Consider the following 24,355-nt stretch of genomic DNA (forward strand, 5'->3'; position numbering starts at 1 on the left):
CGCGGACCCGGCGGTACTCACGCCCCCTCCCCCGGGGCCGGCGAGGACGCGACGCCGGGCGGCACGGCGGTCCCCGAGGGGCAGGGCCGGGTGGGGGTCATCAGGCGGCGTGTCGTCTCGAGCCCCCACGCGTCCAGGCTCGCGATCGGGTCGCTCGAGCCGCGCAGGCCGCCGCTCGCCTCGATGTGGGCCGCCCACTCCTCCCGGGTCTCGACCTCCGGCCGTGCCATGAGGCAGTCGGGGTCGTTGGCCCACCAGCGGGCGTGCAGGAACTCCCGGGCCTGGCCGGTGAGCCGGGCGCCGAGCTGGCTCGGCTGGCTGATGTCGCCCGCGCGGGGCAGCCGCCGGGGAGCGGTGTCGGGGCTGACCCGCATGATGTCGACGAGGCCGAGGCTCGGCAGCAGGGGCGCCCCGCATCCGTGGAGCACGGCGTCCGGGCCGGCGGCCTCGCGGATCAGCTCCAGGCCGCGCCGGTAGGCCGTGATCGGGTCGACGTCGTCGTGCCTGCGGCCGCTCATCGCGCCCGCGTAGCAGTAGTCGAGCTTGAAGTGGGTGATCCCCAGGGCCGCGAGCTCGCGGAACACCCCGGCCAGGTGCTCGGCCGCGGCCGGGTGGGTGACGTCCAGCACGGCGAGGTCCTGGTCCCACATGCGCCCGGCGCTGAGCTCGGGGACGGTCCAGTCGGGGTGCCGCTCGTACAGGCGGCTGTGCCGTCCGACCAGGAAGGGGGCGACCCAGATGCCGGTCCTCCTGCCGCTCGCGGCGATCGCGGCGACCGTCCGCTCCAGGGAGCCGAAGCCGGGGCGGATGTCGAGCCAGTCGCCGATGCCGCTCTCGTAGCCGTCGTCGATGAGGAACAGGTCCAGGTCGATGCCGTGACGGTCGGCGAGCGCGAGGTTGCCGGTGATGTCGGTCTCGGTGACCTTGTCCCAGTAGGCGTACCAGGAGCACCACAGGGGCGGGACGACGGGGATCGCCGGCCTGACGGGCGCGGCCATGGTCTCGGCCCACCCGGCGAGCGCGGACGGAAGCGAGCCCTCGGCCCGCCAGTGCCGTACCGGGCCGTCCGCCGAGACCACCAGGCCGCCGCCCTCGCGCCGCGCCCTGATCGACGGGACGGCGAGGTGGCCGGGGGCCGACCACACGTGCACCGGGCCCCCGTCACCGGGGTCGACGGCGAGCAGGCCCTCGCCCTGGAAGACGCCGGACGGCACCGGGCTCTCCGGCCGGTAGGCCACCACCTGGATGTTGGCGTCGGCGGGGCGGGGCGGCCGTTCGTCCAGCCGGTAGGCGCCGGACGGGCTCCACGACTGCCAGCCGTGTTCGAAGACCAGCGCGCGCCGCGTGTCGCACGGGACCTCGCCGACGTCCGTGAAGGCCGCTCGTGACATCAGCAGTCCTCTCAAGCCGAGCCAGTTACGAAGGAGCCCATCATTAGTAACACCCGTCCGAAAAGGGGTCAACGGTCAGTTTTTTCAGTAAAGGCAGGCCCCTGACGGCCTACGCAGGCGAGTGGCGAGGCTGGCATAATGTCCGTTAAGAAGGAGACTTACGTTAGGACGGTCATGGCGAACCCTCCGCCGAGCGGCGGCGACCTCTCCCGGTTGCGGCGGCTCAACTCGCTCGCCGCGCTGCGGGCGCTGCGCGGGGCCGAGCCGCTCACGCTCTCGACGCTCGCCGAGCGCACCGGGCTGTCCCGGCCGTCCACCAAGGACGTCGTGGACGAGCTGGCCGGGCTCGGCTGGGTCGAGGAGGTCGCCCCGGTGGCCGGGACGATGGGGCGGCCCGCCCGCCGCTACCGCTTCCGCGCCGACGTCGGCCACGTGGTGGGCCTCGACATAGGAGCCCACAAGGTCCTCGCCGCCCTGGCCGACCTCGACGGGAACGTCCTGGCCGAGACTCGGCACGCGCTGGAGCCCGGCACGCCCACCGAGGCGCGGCTGGAGGCGATCGGCAAGGCCGTCTCCGGCTGCCTCACCCTGGCCGGCCTCGGCATGGACGACCTGTGGGCCGTCACGGCGGGCACCACCGGCCTGGTCGACCCCGGCGGCCGGGTGGTGCTGTCCACGGCCGTGCGCGACTGGTCGGGCCTCGACCTCGCGGGGCGGCTCGGCGAGATGTTCCCGTGCACCGTCCTGGTCGAGAACGACAGCAAGCTCGCGGCGCTCGCCGAGTGGCAGCGCGGCGTGGCGCGCGGGGCCAAGGACGTGGTGTTCCTGCACGCCGGGCGGCGCACGGGCATCGGCCTGATCATCGACGGCAAGCTGCACCGCGGCTTCGGGGGGTTCGCGGGCGAGATCAGCCTGCTGCCCCTGACCAGGTGGGACACCGGGTCGGCCGAGCTCGACCGCAGCCCGGTGGTCCCCGAGGGGACCCCGCCGCAGGACGCCGCGCGGCACGTCCTGTCGGCCGCGCGCGACGGGGACCCGGCGGCGCTGGAGTCGGTCGAGCGGTACGTCGACGTGCTGGCGCTCGGCGCGACCTTCATCGTGCTCACCCTGGACCCGGAGACCGTCGTCCTCGGCGGCAGCTTCTCCCGCGCCGCCGACGTGCTGCTGCCGCCGCTGCGGCGCCGTCTGGAGGAGGTGTGCGCCCGCATGCCCGAGCTGCGCGCCTCGACGCTCGGGGACGAGTGCGTGGTCCTCGGCGGCATCGGCTACGCCATCGGCCACCTCGACGAGCGGCTCTTCGGCGGCGAGGGCGACCTGCCCACCCCCGTCCCGCGCAACACCCGGCTCACCTCCGCGGCGTCCCCCTGACGGGTGCGCGGGGGCGCGCCCGCCACCCGACACGCCGCGGGAAAACTGGAAATCCCTGGAACTCATGGGAACTGTTGGTACGCTCCGGGCGTGAGTGAAACGCTGGACGATCTCGAGGAGCGCATCAACGCGCTCCGGGGAGAGATCCGGCAGGCCGTGCGGGCGCGCGAGAGCGCCCTCGCCCGGTCGCTGCGCGCCGAGCTGCGCAAGGCCGAGCGCGCGTGGGACCAGGCGGTGGCCGTCCACGCCCCCGACGACGGGGCGGCGGCGCGGCCGGCGTCGCTGCTGCCGGTGCGCGAGCAGGTCCACCAGGCGCTGACCCTGCTCGGGGTGCCCAGCGCGGCGAAGATGATCGTCACGGTGCACGAGGCGCTGCGCGCCGGTTCGCTCAAGAGCACCCAGCTGGCCAGCCTGCGCCGCGACGAGGAGCGCTCCTTCCGCACCTCCCCGTTCTCCCGGCCCTACTACCTGTGCGCCGCGCTCACCGACCGCCTCTCGGCGTCCCGGGGCCTGATCGCGGTGAGCACCTGGCCGCTGGAGCAGCGGGTCGTCGGCCCGCTCAGCCCGCGCGTCCACTTCCTCACCACCGCGATCCGCGTCGCCGAGCACGTCCTGCGGCTCGCCGACGCCGGCGAGCAGGCCGCGCCGCAGGCGCAGCGGCTGCTGTCGAGGCTGGCGCACAACATCCCCGGGGCGATGCCGTACGGCGGAGGCACGCGCGTCCTGCCCCTGGCGTCCGGGCGGGGCTCCGCCCTGGACGGCTTCGCCGGCCCCGACCCGGCCACCGTCGTGAAGGCGGCCCGCGCCGAGCTGGAGGTCCACGCCGAGGCCGACGCCGGCGCGCGGGCCGAGATCGCCGCCCGTGCCCGCGACCGGCTCGGCGACGCCGAGCGCCTGTTCGGCGGCACGATGCTGAGCCTGGCCCGCAGGGAGGCCTCGTGCTGACGCGGCCGGGCCGGCCGCGGCACACGGAACCATCAGGAAGACGAGCCACGCCGGGCCCCGCGCGCGCCGGCCTGGCCGGGAAAGAGGCGTGAGGTGGATCGACTCGATCAGCTGCGCGGCCCGGTGCCGCCGCGTCCCCATGACGCCCGGGCCATCGCCGCCCTCGCCGCCAACCCCGGGTGCGCGCGGCGCGCCGTCCTGGACGCCGCCGGCATCGACAAGGACGCCACCGCCACCCACCTCGGCTTCCCCGCGCCCTTCGGCCAGTCGCCCTTCGCCATCACCCGCGGCAACGCCTTCGAGTCGCTGGTCAAGGAGAGCGGCTGCGCCGAGCTGCTGCGGCTGCTGCGCGAGCGGCTCGGCCTGCCGATCCCGCAGGCGTCCTACACCGATCTCGGCGACGTCGGCGGCAACCCCTCCGCGCAGCTGCGCCACGGCCACACCCGCAAGCTCATCGACCGCGCCGCCCGCGACAGCGACGACGCCGGCACCCTGTTCGACCATCCGCTGCTCCGCCTCGACATCGCCGGGCACAGCTCCTATCTGGAGCCCGACGTGGTGGCGTTCCGGCTCGGCGCGCGGTTCCACATCGTGGAGATCAAGTCGTTCGCCGTCGTCGACGGGCAGGCCGAGCCGGACAAGGTGGCCGCCGCCGCCCGCCAGGCCGCCGTCTACGTGCTCGCGCTGCGCGACATGCTGGGCGAGCTCGGGCACGACCCCGAGCGGGTGTCCCACGACGTCGTGCTGGTGTGCCCGGAGAACTTCGCCAACCGGCCGACCGCCACGCTGGTGGACGTCCGCAAGGAGCTCGCCGTGCTCAGGAGGCAGCTCGCCCGCATGACGCGGGTCGGCTCGATCGTCGCCGCGCTGCCGGAGGGGCTGAGCTTCGACCTGGCGCGCGACGCCGCCGGTGTCCCCACCCGCCCGGCCGACGAGCTGCGCGAGGCCGTTGGCACGGTCGAGGCGCGGTACGTCCCCGAGTGCCTGTCGACGTGCGACCTGTGCTTCTTCTGCCGAGACGAGGCCGCCGGCGAGGGGTCCACCGACCTGCTGGGCCGGCAGGTCCGCGACGCGCTCGGCGGGGTGGCGACGGTGGCCGAGGCGCTCGGCCTGGCCGACGGTTCCCTAACGCCCGACGAGGGCCAGGAGGAGATCGCCCGCCTGCTCCGCCTCGCCGACCGCATCTACGCGGAGGTGTCGTGACTCCCCCGGCCGTCCCCGGCCGCGACCGGGCCCTCCGTCCTCGGCCGGAGACGGCCTCGTGAGCACGCTCGCCGCCCTCGCGCGGCTGCGGGCCGTCCGGTCCGGCACGGCGCAACCGCTGGCCACCGTGCGGCACTGCCACCTGTCGGAGCACCCCATGGTGTTCATCCCGCTGCGGCTGGCCGGCGAGGCCGCCGCGCCGCTGGCCGCCATGGTCGGCACCGACCCCGGCCATCCCCGGCTGCTCGTGGTGCCGCAACCCCGCGACCGCGACCTGCGGTTCGCCTTCGCCGCCGAACTTGCCGAGATCGTGCTCCCCTACATCGAGGGGCTGCAGAAGACCACCGAGACGGTCGAGCGGCGCGGCGCCGAGCCGTACGAGCGGTGCCTGGACGCCCCGCAGCTGATCGTCCCCAACCAGGGCGCCATCGCGTTCACGGGCCTGCTCGGGCGCTCCACCCGCTTCCGCCGCGCCGAGGGGCCGTACGCCGTGCATCCCTCGGTGCCGCTGCTCGGCCGGTGGCTCACCTTCCTCGCCCAGCGGGCCCAGTACCCCGGCTCGGTGATGCTGCAGGCGGCCACGGCGGCGCTGTCGCTGCACTGGGCGACGGGGCAGAGCATGCTGGAGGACGCCAACCTCGCGTCCCTGGTGAGCTGGATCGATCCCCCCGCCGGCATGTCCGGGGCGGACGCCGCCCGCGAGGCGGAGGATCCCCTGATCTGGCCGCCGGCCGGGCCCGCGACCGACCCGGTCTTCGACGCCGAGGTCCTGGTGCCCGCGATCCGCGCCTACGAGGAGACGCTGAGCGAGCGCGCCGCCGCGCGCGTCGGCGAGGCGGTGCGCTCCCAGCTGGAGCCGACGTGGCGGCTGGTGTGGCGGGCGATCGGGCTGCTGCGTTCACTGCCCGCCGCGACGAGCACCGCCGCTCGCTGGGAGGCCGACCGGGCGGCGTTCACCGGCTTCGCCGCGCAGCTCGCCGAGGGCGGGCCTCCGCAGCCCCGGCACGACAGCGCCGTCGCGGCGGCGTCCCGGCTGGCCCGCATGGAGCGCGCCCAGGCCTCCTACGACGCCCAGCGCGCCTACGACGACCCGCTGGTCATGGCGGCCTACCGGCTGACGGGCGAGGCGTTCACCGGCACGGTGGTCGCCACCGATCCCGAGCACACCGAGGGCGAGGGCCGAGGGCGCAAGCTCCGGCCGCTCCTCACCGTGAGCACCACCGACCCCGTCCGGCTGGCGACGGGCGCGCGGCTCGGCACGCCCGAACGGCGGGGGCAGCAGGCCGAGGTCGTCGAGATCGACGGGGGGCGGGTCACGCTGAAGATCGTCAAGGGGATGGGGCGCGGTAAGGCGGCGACGCCCGGCGCGGTGCCCGAGGTCGGCGAGCGGGTGTGCTACGCCGCCCTGACCGACGAGTACCAGCCCCCGGCGAGCCTGCCGGCCCCCGAGGAGACCCCGTGGACGCACGGCGGCCCGCCGCCCGAGCACGTCCCCGCGGACGACGACCCTGAGGAGGAGTGGTCTTGAGGTCAGGTGACCGGGCAGCGGTCCCGCCGCCGGGCGGTTGCGGCGCGCGGGTGAGCGGGCTCACGGGACGCGGTGGGAGCCGATGACGGCGGGTGCGCCCTCCCCCGGCGCCGAAGCGGCGGCCGTCGTCGAGGCGGTGCTGGCCGACCTGCCCCGGCACCGGGGCGTCGTCGTCGACTCGCCTCCCGGCGCGGGCAAGTCGACGCTGGTCGTGCGGGCCGCCGGGCACATCGCCGCCACCGGCGAGCCCCTGATGATCATCGCGCAGACGAACGAGCAGGTCGACGACCTGATCGTCCGTCTCGCCGACGAGCACCCGGACCTGTCGATCGGACGGCTGTCCGCCTCCGACTACGCCGTGCCGCAGCGGATCGTGGGCAGGGCCGCCATCGGCACCAAGCTGCCCGACCTCGGCGACCCCGCCGTCGTGGTGGCGACCGCCGACAAGTGGGCGTGGGCCGGCGGCCGCACCTGGCCGTGGGCGATCGTCGACGAGGCCTACCAGATGCGTTCGGACAAGCTGCTGCGCATCGCCGGGCTGTTCGAGCGGGCGCTGTTCGTGGGCGACCCCGGTCAGCTGGACCCCTTCTCGATCGTCGACGGCGACCGGTGGGCCGGCCTGTCCTGGGACCCGCTGCAGAGCGCCGTCGCCGTGCTGCTGCGGCACAATCCCGATCTGCCCGTTCACCGGCTGCCGGTCTCCTGGCGGCTGCCCGCCTCGGCGGCGCCCGTGGTCTCGGAGGCGTTCTACCCCTTCACCGGGTTCAAGGCCGGAACCGGGCACGGTGAGCGGCGTCTGTCGTTGGGCGTCGGCGGCATGCGCACGGCGTACGACCGGGCGCTGGAGGAGGCGGCGGCATCCGGCTGGGCGCTGTACGAGCTGCCGAACCGCCACACCGTCCGCACCGACGCCGAGGCGGTCCAGGCGGTCGCGGTGCTGGCCGCCCGGCTGCTGCAGCGGGCCCCGGTCGCCCTGTCGGAGCGGGGCGAGCACCAGGTCACCGCCGAGCGCATCGCCGTCGGGGCCGCCCACCGCGACCAGGTGGCGGCGATCCAGGCCGCCGGGCTGCCCGAGGGGATCACCGTCGACACCGCCAACCGGCTGCAGGGCCGGGAGTACGACGTCACGATCGTCCTGCATCCCCTGTCCGGCCGTAGGGACGCCACCGCGTTCCACCTGGAGTCGGGACGGCTGTGCGTGCTCACCTCGCGGCACCGGCACGCCTGCGTCGTGGTGGCCCGCGCGGGGATCCCCGAGCTGCTGGACGCCCACCCCTCCGCCGAGGCCGTGCAGCTCAACGTCCCGGTGAAGTTCCCCGACGGCTGGGAGGCCAACCAGGCCGTGCTGTCCCACCTGTCCAAGCACCGCGTCGAGGCGGCCCCGCTGCGCTGACGCCGGGGCCCGGCGCAGGCCGTCCTATCCCTGCGCGGACTTCGCCGGCACCGGCTTGCGGGAAGCCGCCGGCCGGTCCGCCTTCGGGCGGGTGCGCCGTGCCTCCACCTGACGGAACGGCACCGTCCCCACCGCGTCCGCGTCATGCGGCCGTCCCGGCCCGTCCTCTCCGGGCCGCTCCGCGCCCTCGCTGTCGCCGGCCGGTTCCTGTGCCGTCACCCGGACGGCGTCCATCGGCTCGGTCACGCCGTCCGCGTCCTCCCGCCCGGCGGCGGACGTGCCGGTCTCCGGCTCGGGGGTGACGGGACGGATCGGCGCCGGGCGGATGGGGACGCGCTTGACCGGCTCCGGGGGATCCGGGCGCCGCCTCGGACGGGCCTCCTTCAGGGCGGTGGGCTCGACGTCGGGTTCGGGGTTCGTGGTGGAGGCCAGCAGTGCCAGGGCGATGAGGCTCAGCACCGCGATGAGCACCAGAGCGACCCCCGCGAGCGCCAGAACGGCCGCCACCGTACCGGCCGCGCCGATGACCTCCATCATCGCTCTGATCCTCCTGTTGTGTTGTGGCGGTGAGACCGGTGCCCTCCACGGCCCCTCTCACACATCCCCCGGAAAAGCTGAAAACCCCTGTTGTATCAGTAAACCTGGCAGATCTCCCTCACATCCCCCGCAACAGTGTGATCTCGGAAACACCGGCCGTCACACTCCCGGCATGGCGTCCAGGCGGCGCAGGATCACACCCTCGCGCAGCGCCCACGGGCAGATCTCCACCTCGGGGACCTCGAACAGGTCCATCGTCGCGTCGGCGACCACCGCCCCCGCCAGCAGCTGGGGCGCGCGTCCCGCCGACACGCCGGGCAGCTCGGCGCGCTCGGCGTTGCGCATCTTCGCCAGCCGCCCCACCCAGCGGGCGACGTCGTCGTGGCCCAGGACCCGCCTGACGTGCGCCCCCTCGCTCGAAGGAGCCGCGCCCGCGATGCGCGCGAGCTGCTTGAAGGTCTTGGACGTGGCCACGGCGTGGTCCGGCCGCCCGTACTTCACCACGTCGCCGACGACCCTGCCGATCTCCGCGCGGACCTGCCTGCGCATGTCGCGCACCTCGTCGGCCGGTGGCGGGTCGGCGGTGAACCACCGGCGCGTCATGCGCCCGGCCCCGAGCGGGAGCGAGACCGCCACGTCCGGCTCCTCCTCCACGCCGGAGGCGATCTCCAGGGAGCCGCCGCCGATGTCGAGCACCAGGAGCCGTCCCGACGACCAGCCGAACCAGCGGCGCACCGCGAGGAACGTCAGCCGCGCCTCGTCCTGCCCGGAGAGCACCTCGACGTCCACGCCGGTGGCCGACCGCAGGCGGCTCAGCACCTCCTCGCCGTTGACCGCCTCGCGCACGGCGGAGGTCGCGAAGGCCATGACGGCCTCCACGCCCTTGTCCTCGGCGATGCGCAGCGACTCCTCGACGAACCGCCGCAGCTCGCGTTCCCCGCCTGAGGACAGCTTGTCGCCGTCCTGCAGATGCTCGGCCAGCCGCAGCTCGGCCTTGTAGGAGAACGCCGGGAGCGGCTGGGCGCCCCGGTGGGCGTCGACCACCAGGAGATGCACAGTGTTGGAACCGATATCGAGGACGCCGAGTCGCATGATCCGACGCTACTACTGTCCGGAATCGCCGGTGACGCCCGATCCAGCGGGCGATGCGCCGTCGCTGACCGGTCTGGTGGCGATGACGGCGGTGGCGTCGAGATCGTCGCAGGTGGCGAGTTCCGGAACCAGCCCGGCGTCCACGGCGGCTCGCAGGACCGTGTCCGCCTGCCGTCTGCTCATCTCGATCAGCAGACGGCCACCGGGGGCCAGCCAGTGCGGCGCGCCGGCGATCACGCGCCGGGCGACGCCGAGCCCGTCGGCGCCTCCGTCGAGCGCCACGTGGGGCTCGTGCAGGCGGGCCTCCGGCGGCAGCAGCCCGATGGCCTCGGTGGGGACGTACGGCGGGCTGACCAGCAGGACGCCGACGCGTCCGCGCAGCGCGGCCGGCAAGGGGCGGTACAGGTCGCCCTCGTACACCCGCCCGCCGAAGGGGGCCAGGTTGCGGCGGGCGCAGCGCACCGCGGCGGGGTCGAGGTCGGCGGCGTGCACCTCGACCCCGGGCACGGCCGAGGCCAGCGCCGCGCCCAGCGCGCCCGCGCCGCAGCACAGGTCGACGACCACGGCTCCGGGGCGGGCCAGGGCGACGGCCTGCCGGAGAAGGTGTTCGGTGCGGCGGCGCGGGACGAAGACCCCGCGCTCGACGACGAGGCGCAGCCCGCCGAACTCCGCCCAGCCCACGACGTGTTCCAGCGGCAGGCCGGCGACGCGCCGCTCCACCATGAGCTCGAGCTCCTCGGGGGTGCCGGCGCTCGCCGCGAGCAGCTCGGCCTCGTCCTCGGCGAACACGCACCCGGCGGCGCGCAGCCTGGAGGCGATCACGGACGACGGCAAGAAGGATGAGACGGACACAAGAGCCTTTCGGGATACCGAAGGGCGCTCTCGCGGTCAGTGGGAGAGGGGACCGTCGTGAGGTGAGAGCACCCTGCCTGACATGGCGTTGATGGGTCTCACCTCCTGAGGACGATCACTGTCGAGCGAGGCCACCCTACCAGAGCCGCCCGGACCCCCGGCCGCGTCTCCCCGCCCCCGCCGAGCGTGACGGATGCGCGGCCGCACGGCGGCTCCGCTTCCCGTACCACTCCGCCAACATCGTCTGGCGGAAGACGGGCCGTCCGGTGCTGCGCCCGTACAACGTCGAGTACGTCACGGTGCCGGGCGGGCGGCACGTCGCCCCTCAGCACCGGAAGAGCGCGGCGTTGCCGGTGACGTGCTCGTGGTCGGTGAGGTAGAGCCGGTCGTGGCCGTCGGCGAGGTGGCGGGCGAAGGCGGCGTGCCCCGCCCGCGCCTGCTCGCGCATGTGGCCGACCATCGCCAGCAGCCGCTCCCCCACCGCCTCGGGCAGGGCGGCCCTGTCGCCGCCGCCGAGCCCGTAGGCGTCGCAGAACAGCCGCAGCCGCCTGGCCTGCTCGTCCACCGGGAGCACCGCCTCGCCGTTGCCCACCGCCGTGAGCGGGACGAACCGGTAGGCGGCGTAGGCGACGTCCCACAGGCGCGGGCCGGGGTGGGCGGTGTCGAAGTCGATCAGTGCGACGGGCAGGCCGTCCCGGTAGACGCAGTTGTACGGCGCGACGTCGCCGTGGCAGATCACCTCGGCCGGCTCGCGGGGCGGGAAGTACCAGGCGGCGTCCGGCGGGGGGACGAACCCGGCGCAGGCGTCGTGGTAGGCGCACAGCAGCCGGCCGGCCGCCGTGAGGGAGGCCTCGCTCCACGCGTCGGGGGGCAGCGGGTAGTGCCCCACCTCACCGGGGACGAAGTCGAGGATCTCGCGCCCCCGCTCGTCCAGGCCGTGGGCGCGGGGCGCGCCCGTGAAGCCCCTGGCCGCCAGGTGCCCGAGCAGGGCGTGGACGACCGGCGTCCAGGGCCCGGCGGGCCGCCGCACCGTCGCGCCCGCCCGCACGACCTCGTTGACCCCTCCCCCGGCCAAGATCTCCTCCATCACCCGAAGGACCCTATCCGACCGGAAATGAACGAGGTCGAATCGTGATGACCGGCGAGGCCCGGCGGGGTGTCGGGCAACGCCGAGGAGGTGACGCGGCGCAACGCCGAGGCCGAAGGCGTGGCCGGCCGGGTCGAGCTCGTCACCGGCGACATGCGCTCGCTGCCCGTCGAGGACGCCTCCTTCGACCTCGTCGTGTCCTCCCTGGCCGTCCACAACATCCCGGACGCGGACGGGCGCGACGGCGCGATCACCGAGGCCTACCGGGTGACCGCTCCCGGCGGACGCCTCCTGCTCGCCGACTTCCGGCACGCCCCCCGCTACGCCGACGTGCTGCGCGGGCTCGGCGCGCAGGAGGTGGCCGTACGCGATCTGGGGTGGCGCTTCTGGTACGGCGGGCCGTGGTTCGGCACGGGCATGGTCACCGCCCGCAAACCCGGTTAGCGGCCGCGGGCCCGGATCAGGCGCCGAAGAGCACCACGCCGGCGGCGACCACCACCAGGAGCACCGCGGAGGCGGCGAAGATGGCGCCGACGGCGACCCCGCCGCCCCAGACGCTGTCGACGCGGACACGCGACGGCTTCTCGGGGTCGTACAGCACGGCGACCAACCCGCCGACCGGGGCGACCGGCGGGTTGGACCCGTAGTTCGTCTCCGCCTCGATCTGCTGCCCGTAGGCGGTGACGAACCTGATCGTCGGGTAGTAGACGTATCCGCCCTCGGTGGAGCCGCGGCGCAGGTGGACGACCTGGCCCTGCGCGCGCTGGGCGATACGGCGGAACTCGCGGTGGGAGACGAGCAGACCGGCGCCGACTCCGCCGAACGCCAGGGCGCCGAGGCCGAGTCCGAGCACGATCCAGGCGGTGGGTGACACGTGTACTCCTTGTTCCTCGAGGGGGCGGGACCCACGTTAGGAACCGCCGCTTGCGCGCGACTTGCCGGCGCCTTGACCCTCCGGGAACAAGGAAGCCCCGGTGGCCGTGTCGACGGCCACCGGGGCGATGCGTGAGGCGGGAAGGCTACTCGAAGGCGCCGACGATCGCCGTCTCCTTGGCGGAGTCGCCGTCCTGAGGACCGCCGCCCGAGGCGGGACCGCCGCGCAGCGGGACCTGCTTGACGAAGGCCGCCAGCACCGGCACGGCCACCGCGAACAGGATGGCCCAGACGAAGATGCTGGAGACCGAGCCGGCCAGGGACTCGAGGAACCCGGTGCGCACCTGGGCGGGGAGCTTGGCGAGCGCGGCCGGGTCGAGACGGCCGCCGCCGCCCTCGACCATCTTGGCCGCCTGCGGCCCGAGCTTCTCGGTCAGGTGGTTGGTCAGGTTGTGGTTGAAGATCGCGCCGAAGAGCGACACGCCGAACGAACCACCGATGGACCGGAAGAACGTCGAGGCGCTGCTCGCCACGCCGAGGTCCTTCTGCTCGACGCTGTTCTGCGCGATGAGCATGGTGGTCTGCATCAGGAAGCCCATGCCGAGGCCGAGCACCGCGATGAAGATGCCGGTCTGCCACCGGGTGGTGTTGACGTCCTGCAGGGAGAGCAGCCACATGCCGACGGCCATGATCACACCGCCGATGACCGGGAAGGCCTTGTACTTGCCGGTCTTGGTGATGAACTGGCCGACGAACAGGGAGACCACCATCATGGCGGCCATCATCGGCAGCAGCAGCAGGCCGGAGTTGGTCGCCGAGGCGCCCTGGACGGTCTGCTGGAACAGCGGCAGGAAGTTGATCGCGCCGAACATCGCGAAGCCGAGCAGGAAGCCGATCAGCGAGATCAGGGTGAAGTTCCGGTTGCGGAAGACGTGCAGCGGCATGATCGGCTCGGCGACCTTGCGCTGGACCGGGATGAAGATCGCCAGGGAGACCACGGCGACCGCCACCAGGCCGAGGATCTGCCAGGAGCCCCAGTCGTACTGGTTGCCGCCCCAGGTGGTGATGAGGACGAGCGCGGTGATGCCCACGGTGAGCAGGGCGGCGCCCCACCAGTCGATGCGGTGCTCGGTGCGGTACTTCGGCAGGTGCAGCCGCGCGACGAGCCAGACGAAGGCGATGGCGCCGATGGGCAGGTTGACGTAGAAGGCCCAGCGCCAGTCGAGGTGGTCGGTGATGAAGCCGCCGACCAGCGGGCCGGCGACCATCGCCAGCGACATCATGGCGGCCATGATGCCCTGGTAGCGGCCACGCTCGCGGGGCGGCACCAGGTCACCGATGATGGCCATGGCGTTGACCATCAGACCGCCCGCGCCGAGACCCTGGAGGGCACGGAATCCGATCAGCTGGGCCATGCCGTCGGCCGTGCCGCCGAGGAGGTCGGAGCCGGCCATGCCGCACAGGGCGGAGCCGAGCATGAAGATGCCGATCGACGCCAGGAAGATGGTCTTGCGGCCGTAGAGGTCACCGATCTTGCCCCAGATGGGCGTCGAGACCGTGGTGCCCAGGACGTACGCGGTGACCACCCAGGACAGGTGGGCCAGGCCGCCCAGCTCTCCCACGATGCGCGGCATCGCGGTGCCGACGATCATGTTGTCCAGCATCGCCAGGATCATGGCCAGCATGAGACCTGGCAGGACGGCCATGACCTCTCGGCTGCGACCGGGCAAGGCCTCGGTCTCTGTCATTTCTTACGCCCCCTTGGGATAATGCCTACTTACTTGCCGACCGGCTAGTGTCTATACTGCAAAGCTAGAGCACTTACTTGCCGACCGTCAAGTTGTTTCGTGCGCATTAGGGAGCGTCTGCAGAGACATGAGGGAACAGACCGATACGCGAGCTCGTATCCAGGAGATCGCCCTGAAGCTCTTCACCGAGCAGGGCTACGAGGCCACCTCGCTCCGGGAGATCGCCGAGGCCCTCGGAGTCACCAAGGCGGCGCTCTACTACCACTTCAGGACCAAGGACGACATCCTCGCCAGCATGGCCGAGGACCGGCAGGCGTCCATGGAACACCTGATCAAGTGGGGCAAGGAGCTCCCCCGCACGCTGGAGGCGCGGCGGGAGTTCGTCCGCCGGTACGCCGACGAGCTGTTCGACAGCCACCACCACGAGTTCATGAGGTTCATGGAGCGCAACCAGACGGCGCTGCGCGAGCATCCCAAGTTCCAGAAGATGCGCTCGCTGATGGGCGACCTCACCTCGATCCTGTGCGACGAGGGCGACTCCACCGCCCAGCGCCTCAGGAGCTCGATGGCGGTGTTCACGCTGCACGTGAGCTGGTTCCTCCTCCAGGAGGACGACCTCACCCACGCCGAGCGCAAGAAGGCCGCCCTGGAGGTCGCCTTCGAGCTCATCGAACCCCGCCTCTGATCCACCCGCGCCCCGCCTTCACCCGCCAGAGGCGTCCGGCGGCCCTGGGATGGCCGGGCCGCCCTCACCCGCCGGAGGCGTCCGGCGGTCGGCCCCTGGGATGGCCGGAGCACCCGCCCTCACCCGCCGGGGGTGGTGCCTTTCATCGGCGCCGCGACGGCGGGAGGGTGGGCGGCGAGGCCGGCGCCGCCGTACGGCGGGTGGCCCGGCGGAGCCACGGTGGCTAGGCGACGGCTCCGTTGAGGAAGACCTCGATGATGTCGTCGAGCGCCACCGTCTCGGCCTCGCCGTCGCGGGCGGCGGGGCGGACGAACAGCATGCCGAGGAAGATCGCGGCCAGCTTCTCCGGCGGCCGGCGCAGCGTGTCGCGGTCGGGTTCGAACAGCTCGGCCACCGCCTCGCGGGTGCGGGCGAACGACTCCTCCCTGCTCACCGGCCCCCCGCCCCCGCCGTCCCCGGCGTCGGGCCTGCCGCGCCGGGCGCCCGAGGCGTGCAGGGCGCCGATGACCGACCCCATGCGCTCCAGATAGGCGCGCATCGCCTCCGCGGCCTCGCGGAGCCGGTCCGCGAGGGGCTGGTCGAGCGGGATGGCCGCGATCTCGGCCAGCATGTGGGCCGGGTCGAGCGCCCGCGCGACGCAGGCGCTCAGCAGTTCCTCCTTGTCGGCGAAGACGCGGAAGATCGTCGCCTCCCCGATCGCCGCGGCCCTGGCGATCTGGGCGGTGGTCACCGCGGCTCCGTACTCGGCCACCAGCGGCAGGGCCGCCTGGAGGATCATCTCGCGCCGCCGTTCGGGGCTCATCCCCGGCGCCCTGCGCCGGGCCTTCGTCTCTGTCATACCTCGAACTGTACGGAGTGAGTCCTCACTCCGTCAACTGTCGATGTGCGAGGACGATCGTCACGGCGTTCGGGAGAGACGGGGGCGGTGTCCGTGCGGGAGTGATACCGGGGACGGCCTCGCCGGCGTGAGGGCGACAGGGGTCAGACGGCGAACGGGTAGGTCTCCGGGACCTCTCCCTCCTCCCAGCGGGCGGTCCGTTCGAGGGGTTCGACGGCCCGGGTCTCGTCGACGTGGATCACCGCGTCGAACTGCTCCGACACCCGGCACCGGAAGTAGTGGCTCCGCCGCTCGGTCCGCGGCCGGTAGATCACGCCGATCATCCGCTCCAGGCGGGCCTTGCGCAGCGCCTCGGCCGCCTGCGGCGCCAGGCCGAACCACAGGAGGAACTCCTTCCCTCCCGCCTCGTGGTGCAGTTCCTCGATCGACTCGGGCAGCGCCGGCCGTACCCGCTTGCGCTCGGCCGGTCCGCCCCAGTCGTCGGCGGCGGTGACCGTGCCGGTGTAGGTGGTGAAGCCGATCAGGCGGCACTCCCCCGGGAACCGTTCGCGCACCAGCTGCCCGATGGTGAACTCGCCGCGGGTCGCGGCCTCGGTCACCCGGGCGTCGCCGATGTGCGAGTTGTGCGCCCACACCACGATCTTGGCCGGGCGGCCGCGCCGGCGGCCGAGGTGGTCGGCCAGCGCCTCCAGCGTCTCCGCCATGTGCTTGTCGCGGAGGTTCCAGGAGGAGACCCGCCCGCCGAACATGATGCGGTAGTACTCCTCGGCCGCCTGCACCACCTGGGCGTTGCGCTCGGCGTAGAAGAGCTCGTCCTCGGCGAGCAGCCCGTCGCGCCGCGCGTAGTCCAGCGCGTGGCGTCGCAGGTCGACGAGCTGCTCGACCACCTCCCGCTGGCAGGTCTCGCCCGCCCCGAACGCCGCGGCGTATCCGTAGGCCTGGGCGTCGCCGCCGGACCGGTGGTCGAAGCAGCTGTAGCGCTCCCGCGCCCGGGCCGCGGCGCCGGGGTCCACCCGCTCGAGGTAGGAGATGACCTCGTGCACCGAACTGTGGAGACTGTAGAGGTCCAGGCCGTAGAACCCGGCCTTGCCCCGCTCGTCCCCGATGGCGTCGTTGTGCTCGCGCAGCCAGCAGGCGAAGTCCAGCACGGCGGTGTTGCGCCACATCCAGGTGGGGAAGCGCCGGAAGCCGCGCAGCGACTCCTCGGCGGTGACGTCCCGCCCGCGGCCGCGGACGAAGCGGTTGACCCGATAGGCGTCCGGCCAGTCCGCTTCGGCGGCCACGGCGCAGAAGTCCTTCTCCTCGATCAGCCGCCGGGTCATCCGGGCGCGTGCCTGGTAGAACTCGTGGGTCCCGTGGGACGCCTCGCCGATCAGGACGAACCGGGCGTCTCCCACCAGGTCGAACAGCACGTGGTCGTCGGGTACGCCGTCCACGGTGGGAAGCGCCTCCATCCGGACCACGGCCACGTCGGTCAGCGTCCGCGAGCCCGTGGTGATCGGCCGGGTCCTCGTGGCGGCGCGCAGCAGATCGCGTACCTCCTCGTCGGTGGTCCGGCCGTAGTCCCAGTAGGAGCGCCCGATCGCGAGGAACGGCGAGGGTGTGGTGGCGCAGACGACGTCGTCCGCCAGGGCCGCCAGATCCTCGCAGGTGGAGTCGGGTGCCGCGGGAACGGCGACGACGACGGCGGCGGGCCGGGCACGACGCAGGGCGTGGATGGCGGCGCGCATGCTCGCCCCCGTCGCCAGGCCGTCGTCCACGACGACGACGGTCTTGCCGGCGAGGTCCGGCGGCGGGCGTCCCTCCCGGTAGGCCTCCTCCCGCCGCAGCAGCTCCCGCCCCTCGCGCTGGGCCACCTGCATCATGGTCTCCGGCGCGATGTCCAGGCCCCTGACGACGTCCTCGCCGACGACGACCACTCCGCCACCGGCGATCGCGCCCATCGCCAGCTCCTCGTGTCCCGGCACGCCGAGCTTGCACACGACGAGGACGTCGAGCGGGGCGTCCAGCGCCATGGCGACCTCGTACGCCACCGGCACGCCGCCGCGCGGCAGGCCGAGGACGACGACGTCGGGGCGGCGATACTCGTCCAGGAGACCCGCGAGAACCCGGCCCGCGTCCCGCCGGTTCTGGAACAGACGATCGGACATGGCAACGGCCTCCTCGAGAACCGCCAGCCATACCCAGAAGCGGGCCCTCCATGCCCGCACCCGCCCCATCGGCACCCGCGCTCGCCCATCGCTTGACCCGCACCGGACCAACTCCGGACCGGGAACGCGCACCGCGTCCGCCGAGGCCGGGTATGTAACCACGCGTCGTCCCCACGGCACGCTGACGTGGACACCTGGAGGCGAGCCGTGGAGCCATGGAAGACCGACAGCGCGGCGAACCCGCCGGCCGAGGGACCCGCCGTCACGCCGGGCGGCTCGGCCACCGCGGCTCGCCGGAGCGGGCTGGACCGGACACTGATGGGGATCCTCGCCCGCGCGGAGCGCATGCTGCTGTACCTGGTGTCGCTGATGCTGCTGGCCCTCGGCGCGGCCGTCATCGTGGTCATGTGCGTCAACGTGGCCCGAAGCCCCGGCCCCTGGACGGGCACGACGGTGACCGTCATCGAGGAACTGCTCCTCGTCCTGATCATCCTGGAGATCTTCGTCACGGTCCTGGCGCACCTGGAGGGCGGCCCTCTCCGGCTGGAACCCTTCATCATCGTGGGCGTGATCGCGGTGGTGCGGCACATCCTGTCGGTGGCCGTCCGGCTCGCCGCGGGGATGAGCCAGGCCGAGAGCCGCGCCCGGTGGACCGAGCTGGCCGTCTACGCGGGCGCGACGTTCCTGCTGGTCGCGGCCCTGGCCATCGCGCGATGGTCGCGGAGGATGGCCGGCCGGGAAGAGCCATGACCCCGGCCGGTTCAGTCCGTGGCGTTCCAGCGGGCGAGTTTGAGCGCGAGGTGGAGTTCGAGCCGGTGGCGGCCGTCGCGCAGGTCGCGGCCGGTGATCTCCTCGATGCGCCGCAGACGGTAGTAGAGGCTGGTGCGGTGCAGGTGTGCGGCCTCGGCGGTCGCCTGGGCGTCTCCTCCTGAGTCGAGATAGGCCTCCAGGGTGGCCGCGAGGACGCCTCTGGGGTCGCGTTCGCGCAGGCGTGCCAGGGGGCCGCCGGACGCCTCCGGCCGCCGCTCCGCGCGGTCGCCGAAGAACCGGTAGACCCCGATCTCCGGCCAGATCGCCACCGGCCCGATCGCCGGGTCCCCCACCGCCGCCCTGAACGCGGCGAGCGCCTCCCGGTAGGCGTCCGGCGCCTCCGCCAGGCCGGTGTGCGGCGCGCTCACCCCGGCCACCGCCCCCGGGGCGGCGGCGCCGGGCGGGGTGCCGTCCACGGCGAGGATGACCGTGCGGCCGTCGACCAGGGAGTGGGCGGCCGGTGGGCGGAGCCCGTGGAGCGTTCCGGCGAGCAGGCGGCGGAGTCCCTCGGGCGAGGGGACGATCCCGCCGGCGGAGACCTCGCCGCCGGTCGCGGGCGGGTGGGTGACGATCACCCGGTACGCCCGGTCCCCGACGGTGAAACCGTGGTCGAGCAGTTCGGCGGCGGCCTGGCGCCGGGCGTCCGGGCCGCCGGTGAGCAGCCGGCGCAGGGTCCGGCCGGCGCCACCGGGGGTGGCGGGGACGTCGAGCAGGGCGGCCAGCGTGGCCGCGTCCCGTTCGACCCGGTCGATCTCGGCGGCCGACAGCGGCCGCTCCCCCTCGATGACCCAGAGGTACCCCAGGCGCCGTCCCCGGTGGAGCAGGGACACGCACAGCCGGGCGCCCATCGCCAGCGCCGCGTTCGCGGGGACGCGAACCGGGCCGGTCGCGGTGCCGACGCCGTGGGCGCGCTGCCACTCGCCGACGTCGGCGGGAACGGTACGGGAGAGGATGGCGCGGGCCCGTACGGGGTCGATGTCGGTCTCGCCGTGGTGCGCGCTGTGCGCGATGACGCGCCCATCGGGGTCGTCGACGGAGACGCCCCTTCCCACGGCCCGTGCGAGCGCCTCGAGCACCTCCTGCACGTCGTCGGCGACCATGCGCGCATGCTAACCCAGCCGTCCCCGGGGGCCCCACCACCAGGCTCACCGCCCGACTCGGCGAGCGAAGGCGATCACGTGACGGCTCCCGCAGCGGGCGGACTCAGCCGGCGGACTCCGACAGGGACCGCCACTCCCGCCAGGTGGCCAGGCGTTCGGCGTAGACCCGCTCCGCGATGGGCAGACAGTACCCGCCGAGGAACAGTCGCAGCGGAGGCCGCTCGGCGTCCACGACCGCGAGGACCGCGTCGGCGGTGACCGCGGGGTCGATCGGGACCCTGCCCGCGGCGGCGGCCCGGCGGGCCTCCCGGACGTGCTCGTACGCGGGTTCGGGCTCGGCGTGGACGGCCGACGACCCGCTCCAGTCGGTGCCGTAGGGGCCGGGCTCGATGATGGTCACCCTGATCCCCGCCGAGGCGACCTCCTGGGCGAGCGCCTCGCTGAACGCCTCCAGGCCCCACTTGGAGGCGTGGTAGAGGCCGAGCGTGGGGAAGGCGGCGACGCCGCCGATGCTCGACACCTGCAGGATGTGGCCCCGGCCGCGTTCCCGCATCCCGGGCAGCACGGCCTGGGTGACCCAGAGGGCGCCGAAGAGGTTGGTCTCCAGCTGGGCCCTCGCCTGGGCCTCGGTGACCTCCTCCACCATTCCGAAAAGGCCGTATCCGGCGTTGTTGACGGCGACATCGATCCCGCCGAAGTGCGCGGCCCCCCGGGCCACCGCGGCGAAGGCGGCCTCCCGGTCGGTGACGTCCAGCGCCAGCGGGAGCACGGCGTCACCGAACTCGTCGGCCAGGGGCTTCAACGCCGAGACGTCGCGGGCCGTCGCGACCACCCGCTCGCCGCGCCGCAGCGCCGCCCGCGTCCACACGTCACCAAAGCCGCGGGACGCTCCGGTGACGAACCAGGTCTTCGTGTGTCCGGTATTCATGACGGTGACTTTGCCCGCCCTCGGCCGGGGTAACCAGTACCGTGACAGGGCCACCATCGCGGCGTGGGCCGCTCGCGGTGTTGCGTAGAGTGGTCGGGTCATGGACGGCAACGCTCTCGGCTGCTTCATCAAGGCGCGCCGCGCGCTGGTGCGCCCGGAGGACGCCGGGCTGCCCGCGACCGGGCGGCGCCGGGTCGCCGGGCTGCGCCGCGACGAGCTGGCCGCGCTCGCGGGCGTCAGCTCCCACTACCTGACCCGGCTGGAGCAGGGCCGGGACCGCCACCCCTCCGAGCAGGTACTCGACGCGCTCGGCGCCGCGCTGCGCCTCGACCCCGACCTCACCGCCCATCTGCACGCGCTGGCGCGCGGGACGTCGAGCCGGCGCGGCGAGCCGCCCGACCGGCCGGCGGAACGACCGGCCCCGGGCACGCAGCGGCTCCTCGACGCGTGGGCGGGCACACCCGCCTACCTGCGGGGGCGGCGGTTCGACGTTCTGGCCGCCAACGCGGCGGCCCTCGCCCTGGCGCCCATGTACCGGCCGGGGCGCAACCTCGTCCGGGACGTCTTCCTCGACCCTGGCGCGCGGGCGCTGTTCCCCATGTGGACGGCTGTGGCGGCCGACTCGGTCGCCGCGCTGCGGGCCGCGGCCGGCACCGGTCTCGACGACCCGGCCCTGCGCGAGGTGGTCGAGGAACTGTCGGCGGCCTGCGAGGAATTCCGCCGCCTGTGGGAGCGCCACGACGTGCGGCCGACGCGCGACGAGACGAAGGAATTCCGTCATCCGGTCGTCGGGCCGCTGGTCCTGCGGCGCCACAGCCTGGCGGTCGGCGGGACGGACGGCCAGGTCGTCATCGCCTACCAGGCCGAGCCCGGGACCCCGTCGGCCGCGGCGCTCGCCAGGCTCACCGCCCCGGCCGGGGCCCGTGCCGTTCACTCCGGGGACGGCACGTACACCAGGGGGCCCGGGGAGATGGTGGCCTGGCCGGCGGTCGCCGCGGCCACCCAGGCGGTGAACTCCTCGGTCCGCCCGGCCTCGACGCCCACCTCGGCGGCGACGTCGGCGCCGTAGGTGACGCCGCGGACCGCGTGCCCGCCGGCGCGCAGGTCGTTCTCCAGGCGTCCCGCCTGGGCATGGCCGACGCGGACGGTCATGACGCGGGCCGGCACCATGGTCACCAGCCCGGCCCGGTCGAGGGTCTCGGTGACGGCGCCGCCGTACGCCCTGGCCAGGCCGCCCGCGCCCAGCAGGATGCCGCCGAAGTAGCGCGTGACCACGGCGATCGTGTCGGCGATCCCGCGCCGGTTCAGCACCTCCAGCATGGGCAGGCCGGCGGTGCCGGACGGCTCGCCGTCGTCGTCGGCCCGCTGCAGGAGCCGGTCGCCGCCGATGACGTACGCCGTGCAGTGGTGCCGGGCTCCGTGGTGGGCCTTCCTGCGGGCGGCGACGAACTCGGCCGCCTCCTTCTCTCCGGCGACGGGCGCGATCGCGCAGACGAACCGCGAGCGCCGCACCTCGATCTCGTGCTCGGTGAACCCGCTGACGGTGAGGTACGGCTCGGCCATGCCGTCAGCGTAGCGCCGCCCGCCTCAAGCGCTTTTCGGCGATACGCCTAATATCAGGGGCTATGTACAAGGGTGAGGTCCGGGATATGTACCGCTGGCCGGTGAAGTCGCTGCGCGGTGAGAAGGTGAGCGCCGCGCTCCTCGACCACCGCGGCATGGCCGGGGATCGGGCGTACGCCCTGATCGACGAGCGGCCCGAGCGGGGCCGCAAGCGGCTCACCGTGCGGCAGAGGCCCGAGATGCTGGCCTGGGAGGCCGCCTACCCCGCCACCTGCGACGGCTCCCCCGAGCCGTCCGGCCCCCCGGTGCTCTACTCCGCCTCCGGTGCCGCGTGGGCCTGGGAGGACCCGGAGCTCCCCGCCGCGCTCGCCGAGGAGTACGGCGTGCCGCTGTCGCTGCGGGCCGCCGACGGGCAGCAGGACCGCGGGCCGACGGTGCTGGTCACCTTCGAGGCCTCGCGGCGGGGGCTTGAGGAGGAGACGGGGCAGGAGGTGGACATCCGCCGCTTCCGCCCCAATCTTCACCTCGACACCGACGCGCCCGCCTTCGCCGAGGAGTCGTTCGGCGAGGGCGCCACGATCACGGTCGGCGAGGTCACGCTGGCGGTCGTCGGCGACAACGCCGGGCCCTGCATCCGCTGCACGGTGCCGAGCTGGGACCCGTACGGACGCGAACGCCGTCCTGAGCTGCAGAAGCACCTGATCGCCGAGCACGAGAACAAGTTCGGCGTGATCATGCGGGTGACGGCGCCGGGCACGGTCCGCGCCGGCGACGTCGCCTCGGTGTCCGCCTAGCCGGGGCCAGGCCTCAGAGGCCGGCGGGCCTGCCGCCCGCCCCGAAACCCGTCTCGTGGTCCCACAGGTAGGCGCACCCCGGGCACTGCACGTGCAGGACGCCGCCGGTGGTGCTCAGCAGGTAGCGCCAGTGGTCGCGGCAGTTGCGGCCGGACCGGCAGTCGGCGCAGCCCCTGTCGTCACGGCAGCGGGGGCAGGCGATCCAGGCGCGACGGGAGATGTCGGCGTGCGGGTCAATCGGAAGCACGGCCGGCCTCTCGCCGCGGGAGGACACCGGCGGCCACGAGCATGTCGTAGACCTCGAGCTGCCGGTCGTCCAGCCCGGAGTAGAGCAGGTCGTAGGCCTCCTGCTCCCCGCGCACGACCGCCACGGGGTCCCAGTCCGTGCCGAGCGCGGCGACGACCTCGGCACGCCTGCGCGTTTCATGCAGCGAGAGGTCCATCTCGAAGACGATGTGCTCGGGACCGTTGTCGTGGGTCATGACGTGACTTCCCGTAGGACGAGGAACGAACGAGAGCGGCGGACCGGGGCGGGGGCGCGGCGGACGCCGTCACGGCGGGGGGCACGGGCCGCGAGTGGACCTGGATCCACCTACAGCAATGCCGCTTTATACCTTTTTATACCATATGTCGGGTTTATACCGCTTGATCGTGTCACGGATGAGTGGTCCGCCTGCCACCGCTTTAACGTCCGACCTACCGGCGCCCGATCTGGCGCCACCGCCGCGCGGCACTCCTGCGGCCCGGCTCCGGTCAGCGGTCGTCGCCCGCCAGGCCCGCGTCGTGGACGAGCAGGGCGATCTGGACGCGGTTGTTGAGGTCCAGCTTGGTGAGGATGCGGGACACGTGGGTCTTGACCGTCGGGACGCTCAGGTAGAGCTCGGCGGCGATCTCGGCGTTCGACGCGCCCTGGGCGACGGCCGCGGCGACCTCGCGCTCACGCTCGTTCAGCTCGCCGAGCCGGGCGAGCGCGCGGGCGCGGCGCGTGCCGGGGCCGGGCTCGGTCACGTGGGCGATCAGCCGCCTGGTCACCGACGCCGAGAGCACCGGGTCACCGGCCGCGACCCGGCGCACCGCGGCCACGATCTCGGCCGGAGGCGTGTCCTTGAGCACGAAGCCCGCGGCGCCGGCGCGCAGCGCGCGCAGCACGTACTCGTCGGCGCCGAAGGTGGTCAGGACGACGACCTCCGGCGCCCGTTCCCGCCGCCGCAGCGCCTCGGTCGCCGCCAGGCCGTCCATCTCCGGCATGCGGATGTCCATGAGCACGACGTCGGGGGCGTGCCGCTCGACCAGGGGGATCACCTGGCTGCCGTCGCCCGCCTCGCCCACGACGGCCATGTCCGGGGCCCCGCCGAGCATCATCGTCAGCCCGGCGCGTACGAGGGGGTCGTCGTCCACGAGCAGGACGCGGATGGGCGAGGTCATGCGGGCCAGGGTAGACCACACCTCGTCCCGGCGGACGCCGCGAAC

24 protein-coding genes and 1 pseudogene are annotated in these 24,355 nt (G+C 73.8%); 10 read left to right on the top strand and 15 right to left on the bottom strand.

Translation table 11 applies throughout. The features are described from left to right. Positions 1 to 17 precede the first annotated feature (17 nt). Entirely contained in the window at positions 18 to 1,391 is a 1,374-nt protein-coding gene (locus tag KIK05_RS10410; protein WP_214410394.1) for a glycoside hydrolase family 36 protein, read from the bottom strand. Between the two features lie 174 nt (positions 1,392 to 1,565). Here KIK05_RS10410 and KIK05_RS10415 point away from each other — a divergent pair, with 174 nt between their 5' ends. The 5 genes from KIK05_RS10415 (at position 1,566) to KIK05_RS10435 (ending at position 7,828) form a co-directional block, all read left to right on the top strand. Further along, complete coding sequence (locus tag KIK05_RS10415) at positions 1,566 to 2,759, top strand: ROK family transcriptional regulator (RefSeq protein ID WP_214410395.1); 1,194 nt, start codon at positions 1,566 to 1,568, stop codon at positions 2,757 to 2,759. 90 nt (positions 2,760 to 2,849) lie between these two features. Next, on the top strand, positions 2,850 to 3,704 hold the full coding sequence (locus tag KIK05_RS10420) for a hypothetical protein (RefSeq protein WP_214410396.1): 855 nt from the start codon (positions 2,850 to 2,852) through the stop codon (positions 3,702 to 3,704). A 93-nt stretch (positions 3,705 to 3,797) separates the two neighbouring features. Then, a complete protein-coding gene (locus tag KIK05_RS10425) occupies positions 3,798 to 4,907 on the top strand; it encodes a hypothetical protein (RefSeq protein WP_214410397.1) in 1,110 nt (369 codons plus the stop codon). Positions 4,908 to 4,965: 58 nt separating this feature from the next. Further along, positions 4,966 to 6,435 carry a hypothetical protein gene (locus KIK05_RS10430; protein ID WP_214410398.1) on the top strand — a complete coding sequence of 490 codons (1,470 nt, stop codon included), beginning with the start codon at positions 4,966 to 4,968 and terminating at the stop codon, positions 6,433 to 6,435. 82 nt (positions 6,436 to 6,517) lie between these two features. Further along, a complete protein-coding gene (locus KIK05_RS10435) occupies positions 6,518 to 7,828 on the top strand; it encodes an AAA family ATPase (RefSeq protein WP_214410399.1) in 1,311 nt (436 codons plus the stop codon). Positions 7,829 to 7,852: 24 nt separating this feature from the next. Here the strand turns inward: KIK05_RS10435 and KIK05_RS10440 are convergent, their stop codons facing one another. The 4 genes from KIK05_RS10440 to KIK05_RS10455 all read right to left on the bottom strand — a co-directional run bounded on the left by KIK05_RS10440 (position 7,853) and on the right by KIK05_RS10455 (position 11,396). Beyond that, positions 7,853 to 8,365, bottom strand: coding sequence for a hypothetical protein (locus tag KIK05_RS10440; RefSeq protein WP_214410400.1), 513 nt, complete (start codon positions 8,363 to 8,365; stop codon positions 7,853 to 7,855). Between the two features lie 159 nt (positions 8,366 to 8,524). Next, a complete protein-coding gene (locus KIK05_RS10445; RefSeq protein ID WP_214410401.1) occupies positions 8,525 to 9,457 on the bottom strand; it encodes a Ppx/GppA family phosphatase in 933 nt (310 codons plus the stop codon). Positions 9,458 to 9,469: 12 nt separating this feature from the next. Next, positions 9,470 to 10,279 carry a putative protein N(5)-glutamine methyltransferase gene (locus KIK05_RS10450; RefSeq protein WP_308249847.1) on the bottom strand — a complete coding sequence of 270 codons (810 nt, stop codon included), beginning with the start codon at positions 10,277 to 10,279 and terminating at the stop codon, positions 9,470 to 9,472. Between the two features lie 355 nt (positions 10,280 to 10,634). Next, a complete protein-coding gene (locus KIK05_RS10455; protein ID WP_214410403.1) occupies positions 10,635 to 11,396 on the bottom strand; it encodes a phosphotransferase enzyme family protein in 762 nt (253 codons plus the stop codon). Positions 11,397 to 11,465: 69 nt separating this feature from the next. On the opposite strand from KIK05_RS10455, the gene KIK05_RS10460 reads away from it, so the two are divergent. Then, complete coding sequence (locus KIK05_RS10460; RefSeq protein WP_214410404.1) at positions 11,466 to 11,840, top strand: class I SAM-dependent methyltransferase; 375 nt, start codon at positions 11,466 to 11,468, stop codon at positions 11,838 to 11,840. 16 nt (positions 11,841 to 11,856) lie between these two features. Here KIK05_RS10460 and KIK05_RS10465 read toward each other — a convergent pair whose 3' ends face one another. Then, positions 11,857 to 12,270, bottom strand: coding sequence for a DUF3592 domain-containing protein (locus tag KIK05_RS10465; protein WP_214410405.1), 414 nt, complete (start codon positions 12,268 to 12,270; stop codon positions 11,857 to 11,859). 145 nt (positions 12,271 to 12,415) lie between these two features. Beyond that, complete coding sequence (locus tag KIK05_RS10470; protein WP_214410406.1) at positions 12,416 to 14,017, bottom strand: MDR family MFS transporter; 1,602 nt, start codon at positions 14,015 to 14,017, stop codon at positions 12,416 to 12,418. A gap of 127 nt (positions 14,018 to 14,144) precedes the next feature. Here KIK05_RS10470 and KIK05_RS10475 point away from each other — a divergent pair, with 127 nt between their 5' ends. Beyond that, positions 14,145 to 14,702 (top strand): TetR/AcrR family transcriptional regulator, encoded by a 558-nt coding sequence (locus KIK05_RS10475; protein WP_214410407.1) that lies wholly within the window; start codon positions 14,145 to 14,147, stop codon positions 14,700 to 14,702. A gap of 223 nt (positions 14,703 to 14,925) precedes the next feature. Here KIK05_RS10475 and KIK05_RS10480 read toward each other — a convergent pair whose 3' ends face one another. Both KIK05_RS10480 and KIK05_RS10485 read right to left on the bottom strand, forming a co-directional pair. Beyond that, entirely contained in the window at positions 14,926 to 15,540 is a 615-nt protein-coding gene (locus KIK05_RS10480; protein ID WP_250562527.1) for a TetR/AcrR family transcriptional regulator, read from the bottom strand. Between the two features lie 143 nt (positions 15,541 to 15,683). Continuing rightward, positions 15,684 to 17,690 (bottom strand): erythromycin esterase family protein, encoded by a 2,007-nt coding sequence (locus tag KIK05_RS10485; RefSeq protein ID WP_214410408.1) that lies wholly within the window; start codon positions 17,688 to 17,690, stop codon positions 15,684 to 15,686. A 207-nt stretch (positions 17,691 to 17,897) separates the two neighbouring features. Here KIK05_RS10485 and KIK05_RS10490 point away from each other — a divergent pair, with 207 nt between their 5' ends. Further along, on the top strand, positions 17,898 to 18,440 hold the full coding sequence (locus KIK05_RS10490; RefSeq protein ID WP_214410409.1) for a phosphate-starvation-inducible PsiE family protein: 543 nt from the start codon (positions 17,898 to 17,900) through the stop codon (positions 18,438 to 18,440). An 11-nt stretch (positions 18,441 to 18,451) separates the two neighbouring features. Here the strand turns inward: KIK05_RS10490 and KIK05_RS10495 are convergent, their stop codons facing one another. Both KIK05_RS10495 and KIK05_RS10500 read right to left on the bottom strand, forming a co-directional pair. Then, the gene (locus KIK05_RS10495) at positions 18,452 to 19,600 is read right to left on the bottom strand and encodes a PucR family transcriptional regulator (protein WP_214410410.1); all 1,149 of its coding nucleotides are present in this window, start codon (positions 19,598 to 19,600) and stop codon (positions 18,452 to 18,454) included. A 103-nt stretch (positions 19,601 to 19,703) separates the two neighbouring features. Continuing rightward, positions 19,704 to 20,528: an SDR family NAD(P)-dependent oxidoreductase gene (locus KIK05_RS10500; RefSeq protein ID WP_214410411.1), complete on the bottom strand. Its 825-nt coding sequence runs from the start codon at positions 20,526 to 20,528 to the stop codon at positions 19,704 to 19,706. A 100-nt stretch (positions 20,529 to 20,628) separates the two neighbouring features. Between KIK05_RS10500 and KIK05_RS10505 the strand changes: the two are divergent. Beyond that, positions 20,629 to 21,420, top strand: a pseudogene (locus tag KIK05_RS10505) (helix-turn-helix transcriptional regulator); the annotation flags it as partial. 38 nt (positions 21,421 to 21,458) lie between these two features. Here KIK05_RS10505 and KIK05_RS10510 read toward each other — a convergent pair. Further along, positions 21,459 to 22,091, bottom strand: coding sequence for a YigZ family protein (locus KIK05_RS10510; protein WP_214410412.1), 633 nt, complete (start codon positions 22,089 to 22,091; stop codon positions 21,459 to 21,461). Between the two features lie 62 nt (positions 22,092 to 22,153). On the opposite strand from KIK05_RS10510, the gene KIK05_RS10515 reads away from it, so the two are divergent. Next, the gene (locus tag KIK05_RS10515) at positions 22,154 to 22,885 is read left to right on the top strand and encodes an MOSC domain-containing protein (protein ID WP_214410413.1); all 732 of its coding nucleotides are present in this window, start codon (positions 22,154 to 22,156) and stop codon (positions 22,883 to 22,885) included. Positions 22,886 to 22,898: 13 nt separating this feature from the next. On the opposite strand, the gene KIK05_RS10520 is transcribed toward KIK05_RS10515, so the two are convergent. From KIK05_RS10520 to KIK05_RS10530, 3 genes are all read right to left on the bottom strand, one after another. Next, on the bottom strand, positions 22,899 to 23,132 hold the full coding sequence (locus tag KIK05_RS10520) for a hypothetical protein (RefSeq protein ID WP_214410414.1): 234 nt from the start codon (positions 23,130 to 23,132) through the stop codon (positions 22,899 to 22,901). Then, positions 23,119 to 23,367, bottom strand: coding sequence for a DUF6400 family protein (locus KIK05_RS10525; RefSeq protein WP_214410415.1), 249 nt, complete (start codon positions 23,365 to 23,367; stop codon positions 23,119 to 23,121). Before KIK05_RS10525 ends, KIK05_RS10520 begins: the two co-directional genes overlap by 14 nt. 271 nt (positions 23,368 to 23,638) lie before the next feature. Next, positions 23,639 to 24,310: a response regulator gene (locus KIK05_RS10530; RefSeq protein WP_214410416.1), complete on the bottom strand. Its 672-nt coding sequence runs from the start codon at positions 24,308 to 24,310 to the stop codon at positions 23,639 to 23,641. Between the last annotated feature and the right edge of the window lie 45 nt (positions 24,311 to 24,355).

The sequence above is a fragment of the Sphaerisporangium fuscum genome, assembly GCF_018531465.1.
Taxonomy (GTDB): Bacteria; Actinomycetota; Actinomycetes; order Streptosporangiales; family Streptosporangiaceae; genus Sphaerisporangium; species Sphaerisporangium fuscum.